Source organism: Lacticaseibacillus manihotivorans DSM 13343 = JCM 12514 (assembly GCF_001435035.1).
GTDB lineage: Bacteria > Bacillota > Bacilli > Lactobacillales > Lactobacillaceae > Lacticaseibacillus > Lacticaseibacillus manihotivorans.
Map to the genome: position 1 here is coordinate 1 of NZ_AZEU01000131.1, position 14,218 is coordinate 14,218.

At 47.1% G+C, this 14,218-nt stretch carries 16 protein-coding genes; all 16 read left to right on the forward strand.

What is annotated here, in order from left to right:
• The first annotated feature begins 98 nt into the window (after positions 1-98).
• The 16 genes from FD01_RS16060 to FD01_RS07040 all read left to right on the forward strand — a co-directional run bounded on the left by FD01_RS16060 (position 99) and on the right by FD01_RS07040 (position 14,197).
• Entirely contained in the window at positions 99-248 is a 150-nt protein-coding gene (locus FD01_RS16060) for a hypothetical protein (RefSeq protein ID WP_156647283.1), read from the forward strand.
• 85 nt (positions 249-333) lie between these two features.
• A complete protein-coding gene (locus FD01_RS06970) occupies positions 334-783 on the forward strand; it encodes a MarR family winged helix-turn-helix transcriptional regulator (protein ID WP_054715862.1) in 450 nt (149 codons plus the stop codon).
• A gap of 13 nt (positions 784-796) precedes the next feature.
• On the forward strand, positions 797-1,321 hold the full coding sequence (locus FD01_RS06975) for a GNAT family N-acetyltransferase (protein WP_056963425.1): 525 nt from the start codon (positions 797-799) through the stop codon (positions 1,319-1,321).
• A gap of 80 nt (positions 1,322-1,401) precedes the next feature.
• Complete coding sequence (gene tig / locus FD01_RS06980; protein WP_056963427.1) at positions 1,402-2,685, forward strand: trigger factor; 1,284 nt, start codon at positions 1,402-1,404, stop codon at positions 2,683-2,685.
• Between the two features lie 413 nt (positions 2,686-3,098).
• Positions 3,099-4,475, forward strand: coding sequence for a glycoside hydrolase family 1 protein (locus FD01_RS06985; RefSeq protein ID WP_056963429.1), 1,377 nt, complete (start codon positions 3,099-3,101; stop codon positions 4,473-4,475).
• A complete protein-coding gene (locus tag FD01_RS06990; RefSeq protein ID WP_056963431.1) occupies positions 4,475-5,887 on the forward strand; it encodes a PTS sugar transporter subunit IIC in 1,413 nt (470 codons plus the stop codon). Before FD01_RS06985 ends, FD01_RS06990 begins: the two co-directional genes overlap by 1 nt.
• Positions 5,887-6,210, forward strand: coding sequence for a PTS sugar transporter subunit IIB (locus FD01_RS06995; protein ID WP_056963433.1), 324 nt, complete (start codon positions 5,887-5,889; stop codon positions 6,208-6,210). Before FD01_RS06990 ends, FD01_RS06995 begins: the two co-directional genes overlap by 1 nt.
• Before the next feature lie 3 nt (positions 6,211-6,213).
• Positions 6,214-6,420, forward strand: coding sequence for a hypothetical protein (locus tag FD01_RS07000; protein ID WP_054715856.1), 207 nt, complete (start codon positions 6,214-6,216; stop codon positions 6,418-6,420).
• A gap of 69 nt (positions 6,421-6,489) precedes the next feature.
• Positions 6,490-7,206: a GntR family transcriptional regulator gene (locus FD01_RS07005; RefSeq protein WP_056963435.1), complete on the forward strand. Its 717-nt coding sequence runs from the start codon at positions 6,490-6,492 to the stop codon at positions 7,204-7,206.
• 328 nt (positions 7,207-7,534) lie between these two features.
• A complete protein-coding gene (locus FD01_RS07010; RefSeq protein ID WP_054715847.1) occupies positions 7,535-8,707 on the forward strand; it encodes an RNA-guided endonuclease InsQ/TnpB family protein in 1,173 nt (390 codons plus the stop codon).
• Positions 8,708-8,882: 175 nt separating this feature from the next.
• The gene (locus FD01_RS07015) at positions 8,883-9,752 is read left to right on the forward strand and encodes an ROK family protein (protein ID WP_054715844.1); all 870 of its coding nucleotides are present in this window, start codon (positions 8,883-8,885) and stop codon (positions 9,750-9,752) included.
• Positions 9,753-9,881: 129 nt separating this feature from the next.
• Positions 9,882-10,724: an aldo/keto reductase gene (locus tag FD01_RS07020; RefSeq protein WP_054715842.1), complete on the forward strand. Its 843-nt coding sequence runs from the start codon at positions 9,882-9,884 to the stop codon at positions 10,722-10,724.
• Between the two features lies 1 nt (position 10,725).
• The gene (locus tag FD01_RS07025; RefSeq protein ID WP_056963436.1) at positions 10,726-11,664 is read left to right on the forward strand and encodes a DMT family transporter; all 939 of its coding nucleotides are present in this window, start codon (positions 10,726-10,728) and stop codon (positions 11,662-11,664) included.
• Between the two features lie 60 nt (positions 11,665-11,724).
• On the forward strand, positions 11,725-12,240 hold the full coding sequence (locus FD01_RS07030) for a DUF805 domain-containing protein (protein ID WP_056963438.1): 516 nt from the start codon (positions 11,725-11,727) through the stop codon (positions 12,238-12,240).
• A 96-nt stretch (positions 12,241-12,336) separates the two neighbouring features.
• Positions 12,337-12,855, forward strand: a complete 519-nt coding sequence (locus FD01_RS07035) for a sigma-70 family RNA polymerase sigma factor (protein WP_056963440.1) — start codon at positions 12,337-12,339, stop codon at positions 12,853-12,855.
• Between the two features lie 82 nt (positions 12,856-12,937).
• Positions 12,938-14,197 (forward strand): DUF4179 domain-containing protein, encoded by a 1,260-nt coding sequence (locus tag FD01_RS07040; RefSeq protein WP_268872168.1) that lies wholly within the window; start codon positions 12,938-12,940, stop codon positions 14,195-14,197.
• The last annotated feature ends 21 nt before the right edge of the window (positions 14,198-14,218 follow it).

A 14,218-nucleotide genomic window follows, 5' to 3' on the forward strand; every position in this document is an offset into this window, starting at 1 on the left:
TATTTTGTCTGAGTGCTAACGATAGTGGCTAACTTGATTGTAAAACGCGGGGAAAAGATCCTGCTAAGGATTTAATCTTTAATATTGTTTGTTTTGCAGTGACTATTGGCATCAGTATGTGGTTGTTTTGGACCACATTGCAAGATGGTCAAAAACTGATGCCAGTGCTGGCTGTGGTGTTGATTTTGACGTCTGCATGGCGGATCATTCAAGCATGTTTGAAATTACGGGCATTGAAGCAGTCCTAAGCAATCAGGGCTTTTTCTTTGCTGAAAATATATGTTGCAATTGCAACATGTCGCTTGTATACTCAAATTTATTGGAGGTGAGCCTATGGATGCTTTACGTTCGATCGGCGTGATCGCCCGCGCACTCGACAGTATTTCAAATATTGAATTTCGCGACGTCGATCTCACTCGAGGACAGTATTTATACTTAGTCCGTATCGTGGAAACCCCAGGCATCATTCAAGAACAATTGGTCAACCAGCTGAAAGTGGATCGCGCCACCGTCGCTCGCAGTGTCGCAAAGTTGTGCAAGCAAGGTTTCGTGGAAAAACACCCCGATCCACAAAATGCGAAACGTCAACGGCTGTATGCCACTGAAGCAGGCAAACAAGCTTACGAGCCGATTCGCCGAGAAAATCAATATTCATTAAACATGGCCACTCAACACATGTCACCAGAACAAATCGCCACTTTAGAACAACTCCTCACGCAAATGTGTGACAATGTTGATCACGATTGGCAATTTGTCAAAAATGGTGGCAAACGTCAATATTAAGGAAGTCACTCACATGTCAAACATTCAAATCGTTCCAGTCACTGATCAAGATATCCCCACACTAGTGCACATCGCCCGCGTTACTTTTGCTGATACCTTTGATGCCAATACAGCGCCAGCAGATATGCAAGAATTTCTCGATACTGCATATGCACCTGAGCAACTGACCAAAGAATTACATACGCCAGGCACGACATTTTGGTTCGTCACCGTCGATGGCACGCCTGCAGGCTACCTCAAACTCAATATCGATCAAGCCGTCACCGCAGATGTCAAAGCTGACAACGCGTTGGAGCTTGAACGCATCTACATTTTGCCTGATCACAAACGTCAAGGTTTAGGCGGCAAATTATATGCGCATGCGTTGGCGATGGCGAAGAAATTTCACAAGCCGACCATTGCGTTAGGGGTGTGGGAACACAACGAACCAGCCAAATCTTTCTATATGAAGCGCGGATTTCACAAAGTCGGGGAGCATGCCTTCGTCGTTGGCGACGATCCCCAGCATGATTGGCTGATGGAAGCCGCGGTAGATTAGCATTTTTCGTTTACAAATGGCCTTGTTTTGGGTATTATGGTTAGGTATGTAATACGAAATGACTATGTCGGAGGTACAGCATGGCTGCAAAATGGGAAAAGCAAGGCGCTAATGATGGCGTATTGACTTTTGAAATCGAACAAGAACAAATTAAATTAGGGTTGGACAAGGCGTTCAACCGTGTGAAAAAGAGCCTGAACGTTCCTGGGTTCCGTAAAGGTCACGTGTCTCGTACGGTTTTTGATCGTATGTACGGCGAAGCGGCTTTATACGAAGACGCATTGAACATTCTTTTGCCAGACGCTTACGAAGCTGCCGTTGACGAAGCTGCCATCGAACCAGTGGACCAACCAAAAATCGACGTCGACAAAATGGACGAAGGCGAAGCTTGGGTCATCAAAGCAACTGTTACCGTTAAGCCAGAAGTTAAGCTTGGCGATTACAAAGGCTTAGACGTGGACAAGCAAGACCGCGAAGTATCCGAAGCAGACGTTGAAGAAGAATTACAAAAACGTCGCGAAGGCCAAGCTGAATTAGTCCTCAAAGAAGACGCTGCGGCTGAAAAAGGCGACACGGTAACCATCGATTACGCTGGTACTGTTGATGGTGTGGCTTTTGATGGCGGCACTGCCAAGAACTACTCTTTGGAACTCGGCTCAAACTCCTTCATCCCTGGCTTTGAAGACCAACTGGTTGGCCACAAAGCTGGCGAAGATGTCACTGTTAAAGTAACCTTCCCAGAAGATTATCAAGCAGAAGACCTCAAAGGTAAGGATGCAGAATTTGCAACCACCATCCACGAAGTTAAGACCAAGCAATTGCCTGACTTAGATGATGATTTTGCCAAGGACTTAGACGAAGACGTTGACACCTTAGACGAATTGAAGTCCAAGATCAAAGACGAACTCGTGGCTAAGAAGGCTGAAGCTGCTGACAACGCCAAGGAAGAACAAGCCATTGGCAAAGCAGTTGAAAACGCTGAAATCACTGAGATTCCACAAGCTATGATCGATTCCGAAGTGTCCAACCAAATGGATCAATTCCTTGGCAACATGCAACGCCAAGGCATCAACCCAGACATGTACTATCAATTGACTGGCACTAAAGAAGAAGACTTGAAGAAGCAATTCGCCGCTGACGCTGAAACTCGCGTTAAGACTAACTTGGTGCTTGAAGCTGTCGTTGCTGCTGAAAAGATCGTGCCTTCTGAAGATGAAATCTCTGCAGAAGTTAAAGACCTTGCCGGCGAATACAACATGGAAGAAGACGCCGTTCGTCGTGCGCTTTCCGATGACATGTTGAAGCATGATATTGGCGTGAAGAAAGCGATCCGCGTGATCACTGAATCCGCTAACGAAGCTTAATTCGTTTAAATGGGACACTCACTGGCTGAGAAGCTGGCGGGTGTTTTTTGTTTGACGTTGAAACAATTTTGATATGTGGAGTTGTCTTGATGCTGATCATATGTTGTTCTGTTAAGACGATAGCGGTGACCCTTTGCGGAGGGCACTTAGGACCGGGGATGCGCGTGGAATTATTCCACGGGAGTTACCGGTCTTTGTTTTGTTTCGGAATCATTATTGGCAAGCCTTGATTGGGAAAAATCCTGATCAAGGCTTTTTTGCGTGCTCGGCGGTTTACTGACTCTTAATAATTCATAGGGTTAATTTTAAAAAGCATATTCTTTAAAAGAAAACACTTGCATAGTTAAAACGAACAAGCTATGCTTATTCACGTAGGAAACGTTTTCTAACAAATTGAATCATGGAGGGTGTCAATGACAGACAGAATGCCTGACACATTTTTCTGGGGAAATTCAAGTTCGAGTATGCAAACAGAAGGGGCCGCACAACTAGACGGAAAAGGCCGATCCGTTTATGATGTACGCCCCGCAGGACCCAATACCAGCGATTGGCAAGTGGCGATCGATGATTATCATCGCTATGAAGAAGACCTTGATTTAATGCAGGCGATGCACATGAACATGTATCGCTTGCAGATCTCATGGTCGCGGGTGGTGCCTGATGGGGATGGTGAATTCAATCAAGCCGGGATCGCTTTTTATGATCGGTTGATCGACGCGTGCATCGCGCGTGGGATCACGCCAATGGTTTGCTTGTATCATTTCGATATGCCGTTGGCTTTAGCAAAAAAATATAACGGTTTTATGTCGCGGCACACGGTGGATGCTTTCGTTCGCTTCGGGCAAGCCATGATCGCGCACTTTCACGATCGGGTGAAATACTGGTTGGTGTTCAATGAACACAACTTGTACTTCACCGATGAAGTGTTCAACATTTCCGGCTATCTCAAAGGTGAGAAGACCTTACCGGAAATGTATCAGATCTTTCATCACACCATGTTGGCACATGCGCGACTTGATGCGTTTGTCCATCAAACGTATCCTGATGTCAAAATCGGTGGCATGTTAGCTTATACGCCGATTTATCCGCAAGATGCGGATCCGAAAACGATTTTTGCAGCGCGGCAACTGGATGAATTTCTCAATAACAATTTAAATTCGGCTTATGTCAATGGCCATTATTCACCAGAAGTATGGCGCTATATCAAACGCGCTGGCTTGCAATTCGACTGGCAACCGGACGATGCCAAAGTATTAGCGCAACAACATGCTGATTTCATCGCCTTTTCGTATTATCGTTCCGCGGTGGTGGATGCGACTAAGATCCCAGACGGCACACCCGTCAATCGGTATTTGGCGCATAGTTTTGAAGAAAATTCATTTGTGCCCCAAACCGAATGGGGTTGGGCCATCGATCCGCTGGGTTTGCGCAATGTGATCACCAAGTTATATGACCAATACCAAGTGCCAGTGTTCCCAGTCGAAAATGGCATCGGCATTCATGAAACTTGGGACGGCAAACACCCAATCGACGACACGGCACGCATCGATTACCACCGCGCCCACATTCAAGCGATGCAAGCGGCGATGTTTGAAGATGGCGCCGAAGTGCTCGGCTATCTGGGCTGGGGCTTGATCGACATCCCAAGCTCTCACGCCGATATGGAAAAGCGTTACGGCGCGGTGTACGTCAACCGCGGCAATCATGATCTCCGGGATTTGCGCCGTGTGCCGAAAAAGAGTTTTTACTGGTTTCAACAAGTCTTTGGTTCTAATGGGGAGAAATTATAATGGAAAATAATTCGAAATTTGGCAGCTGGGTCAACGCCAAAATCATGCCACCGGTGATGAAATTCGTGAACACCAAAGCCGTCAAAGCGTTGCAAGACGGGATGATCTATTCCTTGCCATTTATCATTGTTGGCTCGATTTTTCTGATTTTATCCAACATTCCAATTCCAGCCGTGGCCCAAGCGCTGAATGATTCTGGCTGGGCCGCATTCTTCAGCCAAGCTTATACCGCAACGTTTGGCGTGTTGTCCTTGTGGGCGGTCGTTGGCATGGCGTATGTCTATGTGCGCAATGAAGGCTATGAACCTTTGCCTGCCGGGTTGACCAGCTTGTCTGCATTCTTGCTGATCCAATTAATGCAAACTGACAATCCATTGAAAACGGCCATGGCTAACGGCACTGGCAATCTTTCGGCCAAGGCTGTGACTGCCAACATCGACAAGTTGCCGCATGCTTTGCAAACTTTGGTCAATAATCCCGTCACCGGGGTCTTCAATGTCACTTGGTTAGGCGGCCAAGGCATGGTCGGTGCGATCATCGTTGGCTTGTTAACTGGTTGGGCCTACTCTGGCATGTTGAAAAAAGGCTGGAAGATCACGTTACCTGAACAAGTGCCAAGCTCTGTGGCTAAGCAGTTTACGGCGATGATCCCAGCTGGCGTGATCCTAGGCGTGGCGATGTTGGTTTACGCCGGGTTTAAGACCTTTATGAATACCGATCTGTTGCAATACGTCTACACGCTTTTGGAAATGCCAATGCAAGGGCTGTCTGATTCACTGTTCGGTGCGATCATCATCGGCTTTGCGGTGTCGTTCTTCTGGTTCTTCGGGGTGCATGGCGGCTTGATCGTCGGCACCATCGCTGGTGTGTTCTTAATGCCAAACACCGCGGCCAACGCGGCGTTGTACCATGCCGGCAAATTGAGCTTAGCTAACGGTGCGCATATCGTCACCAACGAGTTTTACAACAACTTCATCAACTTGACCGGGTCCGGGATCACCATCGGCTTAGTGATTTTCACGTTGTTTGCCGCCAAGTCCACACAAATGAAGACGTTAGGGAAAATCGAACTGGTGCCAGCGATTTTCAACATCAATGAACCATTCTTGTTCGGCTTGCCTTTAGTCATGAATCCATTCTTGGCCATTCCATTCTTCTTGACGCCTGTGGTGATCGCTTTGACGACTTACTTGGTGATCTACTTTGGCATCGTGCCACCGCTTAATGGGGTCGCCGCGCCTTGGACGACACCGGCGATCATTTCCGGATTCTTCATCGGCGGTTGGAAAATGGCGATTTGGCAAGCATGCACCTTGGTGATCTCGATTCTGATCTATTTCCCATTTGCCAAGAAGTATGACCAGATCTTAGTCAAACAAGAAGCTGAAAAAATGGCTGAGGAGGCTAAATAATGGCTGATAAAATTATTATGTTGGCTTGTTCTGCAGGGATGTCCACCAGTTTGCTCGTGACCAAAATGCAAGCCGCAGCGAAAAAACTGGGACGTGATTACAACATTTTCGCGACCAGCGTGTCAGATATTGATAATCAATTAGAAAACACGCATCCAGATGTGTTAATGCTCGGCCCCCAGGTCGCTTATATGAAAGGTGACGTCAAAGCCAAAACTGATGCCGCGAAGATCCCGATGGCAGTCATCAATATGCAAGATTATGGCATGATGGCAGGCGACAAAGTCCTGGCCGCTGCGGAACAACTATTGAAGGAAGGCTGAACCATGGTTGAATACGAGGCAGATGGGCACCATTTCGCTTGTGCGTTTGAAGCCGATGGTCGCTTAGCAGTCACCGCTGATGACAAGCAAACGGCGCGCGGGTATTTGATCGGTAATATGGTGCGTTTTCCTAAAAGTTTGGCGCTGGGTGATGATTTCGTGATGACGCTGACGCTGCCAGCCGACGTCGTGAAGCAACTAAACGCATAATCTTTCGCCGCAAGTGATATGTCATGCTACAATTAACCTATGTGAAATGATTAAGAATGTAGGTATAGCATGAAAAAATATCAAGTGATCGCCAATCAAATTCGTGAGCGCATTTTGTCAGGCGTTTATCCGCCGAAAACCATGATCCCAGATCAAAAACAATTCGCCGAAGAATTCGACGTGTCAATGATCACGGTGAAAAAGGCTTTAGACGGCTTAGCGCGTGAAGGCTTGATTTACAAAAAATCCGGCTTAGGGACCTTTGTGCTCGGCAAGATTCCGTTAGGGGATGCCTATGATTCACCAGCCAACGCCTTTGATGGGTTGTCAGCACAACAAGGCGCTGATCATGTCGAAAGTGTGCCCCTGTTGTTTGAACTGGCATTTCCTACGCCTGAAATCGCTGAAAAGCTGGATTGTAAAACCAGCGAGCCAATTTATGACATTTTGCGGTTGCGCAAGCTCAATGACAAGCCGTTTATCTTAGAGCACACCTATATGCCTGTGCGCTTGGTGCCGGACTTGACCAAAAAGATCCTCACCCAGTCGATTTACCAATACATTCATAATGATTTGAAGTTGGTGTTCGGCGGGGCGTATCGCAAGATCCACGCCAGCGAGCCCACAGAACTCGATCAACAGTACTTAGGCGCCGGTGAGCACACGCCGATGCTGGAAGTCGAACAAGTGGTGTGGTTGACCAATGGCGAGAATGTGGAATACTCCACCAGTCGCAATGTGTTTGATCAGCGATCCTATACGGTGATCGATGTGAATGATTTTTAGTGGAAAAGTTGTGGCCGGTGCTGCAACTTTTTTGCGTGAAAGGCTGGGCTAATTTTATAAAGAATATGCCTTTTGTGGTAAAATGAATGCGGATACAAAAATCGGGAGGTGTGTATCGGTAATTCAAAATATTGAATAATGTAGCAACTTGTGGCGAATCTATTGCTTGTGGCAATCAGTGGAAGGCAAGCAGACGACTCACCACAACATGGGATACTCGTGAAATCAATATTGGTTACCCATGAGCAGATAATGACGACTTTCATCTCGTCTTGACAGGATGACTTCATTTCTCTTGTATACAATGCATTCAAGGAGGTGAAGCTCAATGCTCAAGACTCACAAGGTGCGCTGTTATCCTAACAAGACGATGCAGAAATTTATCGATAACGCTTGTCATTGTAGACGTTATTGCTATAATCAAGCCCTTGAAACTTGGAATAGCATGTATGACGCATCATTGGTGTTGCAAGATAAGTCGATGCGCCCCAACGAACGTAAGGTGCGTGATGACCTTGTCGACAACAAGGCCGACTGGCAATATGCCCAGTCGGCTCGGATACTTCAGCTAGCGGTTCATGACTTAGGTCAAGCTTGGAAAAACTTCTTCAACCCAAAAATGCCAAACCATGAACGACCAAAGTTCAAATCCCGCAAGAAAAGTCGTCCAGTCTTTAAAACCGACCGTGCGAAGATTGTTGACGAAAAACTTTGTCTGGATAAACCACAAGGATATCAAGGCGACTGGTATCCGGTTCGTTTAGCGGAAGCCCCGAGATGGCATGGTCTGCTCCGCCAAGTGACGGTAAATTGCGATGCGGATAGCTACTACGCCAGTCTTAGCATCGAAGTCGACGAATCTCAATCATTGCCCATCAATAAGCGCATTTGCGGTATTGATGCCAATATTGGTAGATTCGTTTATAACGACGACAAGCAGACTAAAACGATTCGCGTACTGACGGACCAGCTCACTGATCTTTATACTCGCATCACTTTGTATCAACGGCGCCTCGCTCGCAAACGAAATGAGAATCCTAAACGCTTTCAATCAAATAACTATCGCGCAATGATAACCAAGTTGCAGCGCAGTTATCAAAAAGTCACTCGGATTCAAAATGACCTGATGCAAAAGTTTACGACGCAGCTGATCCAAGATAACGGTACGATTGCCATTGAAGACCTAGATGTGCAACACATGAAGATGAACAAACACTTAGCGAAGAACCTTCATCGTTCCCAGTTTGGTCGCTTCAAGCAATTGTTGCAGTACAAGGCTGAATGGTATGGCCGCGAATTGGTTATGGTTGACCGGTACTATCCAAGCACGCAGCGTTGTAGTCAATGTGGTGAGGTTAAAGTTGGCGCGGAAAAGTTGACGTTAGCTGGCAATGCTTTGCATCATACGAAACATCACGAGTATCACTGTTACGCATGCGGCGCGCGCTTAGAACGCGATGCCAATGCGGTACAGAATTTAATTCAATACGCTAAGGGGTAGGCTAAACCCTGAAAGGTTCAAGAGTCAGTCAATGTTGCCAAGATTTATATCGCGGTAGGAACACTGATGCTAACGGGACCAAATGAAACTAGAATGGACAACTAAGAAAGGAAATATATAAATCCTTGCTAGTGTCATTAGACATTCTTCCACGTTTTATATAGCAGGTCCTTACATGACAAAGTTAATTGCGATCGATATCGGCGGTACCAGTATTAAGTTCTCTTTATGGGATGGCGACACCTTAGGCCCAGTGCAAAGTCGGCCAACGCCAGATAATATTGATGATTTCTATGCAGTGTTAAAAGACGGCGCGGATGCCGTGCGCGGGGATGCAGAAGTGGAAGGGGTCGCGATTTCGTCGCCTGGTTCTGTCAACCAAGCCACTGGCGTGATCGAAGGCGCCAGCGCGATCCCATATATTCACAACTTTGAGATCCAACCGCGCTTAGTTGATTTGTTCGGTTTGCCAGTCACGTTGGAAAATGATGCCAACTGTGCGGCATTGGCAGAATTAGCGGCTGGTGCTGGCGTGGGTCATCACAGCTTGTTGTTCTTAGTGATCGGGACTGGTGTCGGTGGTGCGGTGGTCGTCAATGATCGCATTTGGCATGGCGCACACTTGTACGGTGGTGAATTTGGCTACATGTTGATGCGGCCAGAAGGCACCTTGAGTGAAATCGTGTCCCCAGTTAACTTAGCCAACCGTTACAATACTGCCACAGGAGATCATATCGATGGCAAAACCTTGTTTGAACGCGCCGAAGCTCGCGATCCGCAAGCGATGCGCTTAGTCGCTGACGCTGAAGCCGTGTTAGGCAAAGCGATTTTCAACTTACAATATGCCTTTGACCCTGAGCGCATCCTGATCGGTGGGGCCATCAGTGAAAATGCCAAGTTCTTAGATGGCGTGCGTGCTGCTGTGGATGCCGTCAAGGCGCGCGTTGGCATTGGCGATATTACGCCAGAAATTTTGCCTTGCGAATATCTCGGCGAAGCCAACTTGCGCGGCGCTGTGGTGAACTTCGAACAACAAGTCGATTAATGAAACGGATACCTAGCCGAAATACTGGTTGGGTATTTTTTTGTGGAATTGAGCAGGTCCAAAAACTTGACATCAGTAACGGTTTAGGGGCTTACTATTATTATGTAATATAGGAAAGGAAGCAATTCTATGTCAAACACATTTACATTTACAGATGGCCCAACAGTCAAGCGTTTAGGCTATGGCACCATGCAACTGCCAGGTAAAGGCGTGTGGGGACCAGCTGCAGATCCGAAAGCCGCCAGTGACGTGATCGTTGCGGCCATCGATGCCGGCGTGAACTTCATTGATACCGCTGATTCTTATGGGCCATTTTATGCCAATTTGTATTTGCGGGATGCCTTGCGTCAACGGCCTAATGCTAATGTTACCGTGGCGACGAAGGTTGGGTTTACGCGCCAAGGACCAGATCAATGGATTCCATTAGGCGCACCACAATTTTTGCGCCAAGAAGTCGAGATGAACTTGTTTACCTTAGGCTTGGATCATATTGACTTGTTGCAACTGCACCGCATCGATGCCAATTATCCGCTTGAAGACCAAATTGGCGTCTTGGCCGACATGCAAAAAGAAGGCAAGATCAAGCAAATCGGCTTGTCACAAGTTTCCGTTGACCAAATCAAAGCCGCGCAAAAAATTGCCCCGATTGTTTCCGTTCAAAACCGCTACAACTTGATCGATCGGGCTGATGAAGACGTGTTGCAATATGCCACTGACAGTCATTTGGCCTTCATCCCATGGTTCCCGCTGGCGACTGGACGTTTGTTGAAAGGCGACGTGTTGTCGACGATTGCAGAAGCGCATGATGCCAGTCCGGCACAAATTGCCTTGGCTTGGTTATTGCAAAAGAGTCCAGTGATCTTACCGATCCCAGGCACGAAGAACGCTGACCATGCGCGCCAAAACTTAGCTGCAGAAAACATCACGCTTTCAGCTTCAGACATCGCCCAATTGGATAAATTAGGAGAGTAATATGGTATCGATCCTGATTGGCTTAGCGATCGGCTTTGGCTTGCCGATTCAAACCAGTATCAATTCACGCTTGAAAGATGCTTTTGGCTCCCCATTTTGGTCGAGCTTGATCAGTTTTGCCATTGGTACCGTGGGATTGGCGGGAGTGGTGTTGGTCCAAGGTGAACGGCTTATCCCAACGTTGGCCACCATCAGCAGCTTGCCTTGGTGGTTGTGGTTAGGTGGAATATTTGGCGTGATTTACTTAACGTCAAATATTTTGCTGTTTCCCCAACTAGGTGCCGTGCAAACTGTGATCTTTCCAGTACTTGGACAGATCTTAATGGGCTTGTTGATCGATAACGGTGGGTGGTTTGATACCGCGCGCAATCCGTTGACCACCATGCGCGTGATCGGAGCGTTGCTGGTGATTGCGGGGGTGTTGATCACCGTGGCTTTACCTGGATACTTCGCTCGTCGCAAGGACGTCGGTGTGCCGGTGACTAAACCCAATCCTGCTTTATGGTTGTGGCGTGGTTGGGGCATTATTGCCGGTATGTTGTCTGCGAGTCAAACTGCGGTCAATGGGCACTTAGGGGTCGTGTTAGGTTCGGCGCAACAATCAGCATTCATCAGTTTTGCCATTGGGACTGTGGCGTTGTTCGTTATTGTGTTAATTTTGCATCCCCATATCACGTTCAACGAAACGCGCAATGAACATCGTTGGTGGATGTGGATCGGCGGCTTGATCGGCGCCTGCTTTGTCCTCGGCAATGCCTATCTAGCCCCAACGATCGGCACAGGATTAGCAGTCGTTATCGTACTGTTGGGCTTAATGGCTGGCAGTTTGGCCATTGATCAATTCGGCTGGCTAGGTGCCAAACGTAATCCAGTCACCGCACTGCAACTCATCGGCTTGCTTGTGATGATCTTAGGCGTGGCTTGCATCCGCTTACTATAACAAAACTGTTAGTTGACGCTGTTAATATTCATGCGATAATACGCATGAGGAGTGATGAAAATGGCAAAAGCAACAGAAAGTGTGGCAGCAGCTACAGGCAACAAGTATTATGGCGCCAAGGGGTTTGGTGCCATTGGCGCATTTTTCGGCAACTATGTGAACTTTACCGGGCGTTCGACGCGCCGGGAGTACTGGTGGTGGACCCTGTGGTATGCAATCATTTCACTGATTGCGATGATCGGGTTTATCATCGTGACCGTGGGTAGCGTTGTGAACTGGTCGAAGCTTGATGATCTCAGCCAATTCACGGGTAAAAGTGTCATTCCACTATTGATTGTAGTCGGCGTATTTTTATTGTTTGCCTTGGCAGTGCTTTTACCGGGGTTGAGCTTAACGATTCGGCGTTTCCGCGATGCGGGCGTGCCTTGGTGGGTGTATGTGATCTTGTTGGTCATTGAAGCCTTTGCGTCCATCGTGTTTGGTGACGAATCCAACACGGCTTTGTTTATCTCAGCAGCAGTTGGGATCACTTGCTTTGTGATCGAAGCCTTACCGTCAAAAGATATTCCAGAATAGTCAGAATTTACCGCGAGAAATTTTCGCGGTATTTTTTTGAATTCAAGCAACCTTTTGTCATGCAGGGTGCACTAATGAGTATAGGAGGTGGGGTTGGTGGATGACATTATTTTGGCGATGCATGGGGACTTGCCGGCGCTGGAGCACTTATTATTGGAGAACGCCGATTATCTTGAGCGGACAGCCTACTTGTACTTAAGCAATGATACCGATGTGCAAGATGCAATCAGTGACACGGTTTTGCAAGCGATACGTGGCATCAAAAAACTGCAAAAGCCCCAGTTTTTCAAAACCTGGTTGACTAAGATTTTGATCCGGCAGTGTTACCGACGCTACAGTAAGCGCCGCCATGATCCCATTTTGATAGAAGAACTTCCTGTAGTGCCGGTTGCTGGCAATGAACTATCAAGCGAACAGCGGCTGGATTTGCTAGCGGGTTTGCGACAACTTAATGATGCCAACCGTCAAGCCTTACTGATGCATTACTTCAATGGCCTGTCGATTTTAGAAATTGCGCAAATTACGAAATTGTCGCCGAACACGATCAAGTCTCAGTTACTCCGTGGGAAACAGCAGCTCCGCGACTGGTTAGGAGATGATTATTTTGCCAACTGACAAATTTCAACGTTGGGTCAATGACTTACAAAAAGCCCAGCCGGTTCATCCCGATCAAACTAAACAAACGATTCTAAGCGCGATGCATCCCAAACGCCGCAAGTGGCCGTGGATCGTCAGCGCGATTGCAGTTGCGATGATCATTTTTGGCGTAAGTGCCGCAACGTTACCGCCGGTGCAAGAAGTCCTGGCAAAAGTTCCAGTGATCGGTAAGTTATTTCAATCAGCTGAATTGACGATTGTTGCGAACGCTGGGAAGCTTCAAGGTGTGAATCGGACGCAATCGGATAATGGGGTAACCATCAAATTAAAGAGTGCCTATGTGCAAGGAAGGACGATCGGTGTTCGTGGGGTCGTTTCAGGAATTGATGATCATGCGACCACCTCAGGACGCAACATTGTTTATCACCTTGCAAGCAAGAGCAATCATCTTCATATGAACAAGGCCAGTTGGAACTTACAAAAAGATCACGCCTATACATTCGAATTGGTTGGGAACGTGGATCATTTGGCCTCGGGAAGAAAAATTCAAGTGCCTTTGGTCTTTACTAAAATGTTCGGCAAGAAGATTAACCTCCGCTTCAATCTGGAGTTGAAAGCCGGCAAGCCGGTGAAAGTGGCATTTAAAGGTCAAACATCAGTTTCGGGCTATCGCATCAAAGTCTTGTCGGCAGAAAATTTTGATGGCGGGATCGGGTCGTTGCGGTTAAGAGTGACCAAACCGGTTAACGAAAGAGACTATCTCTTTGGTATTTCAAATATCCATATCAATGGCAGTCAGAAAGATTATGGTTTAGGTGCGCTTGGCAAGCATAAATCAACAAAACAATCAGGTATCTACGAGTTTCAGACAGTCGCTTTACCTAAGAAAATTTCAAGCCTCACCTTCAATGCTGAAGTTGCGGATTGGTCAAAGCCTGAAATTTATGCGCTATCAGAATTGCCTAATCAGTTGAAGGTCCCGAATCGTGCCGCAATGTATCAATTTCAACCTGCAAGCCTACACGATAACCAATTGGAATTCAATTTTACTTTGAGTGGCACCACGTCTTCAGACCGGGTTTTACAAAACGATGATTTACCATATCTGATGTATCTACAATTGGCAGATACTAAGCGAGAGCATGCAATCGTCGATGAATATGATACTAAAGGGATCGGCAAGAATCGAATTGCCCCCATTCTCTATTGGGTCGAAAGTTCGCATCATTTTATGGCGCGAGTTGACTTGAGCGAAACACCATTCAAAGATAAGACGCTGGATGAATTAGAATTGGTTGTACCATCCGCATTTGAGAAAACGCGGAAATTACCCACAATCACCATCCACAATCAAAAGTAAACATCATCTAGTCGCAGGCGA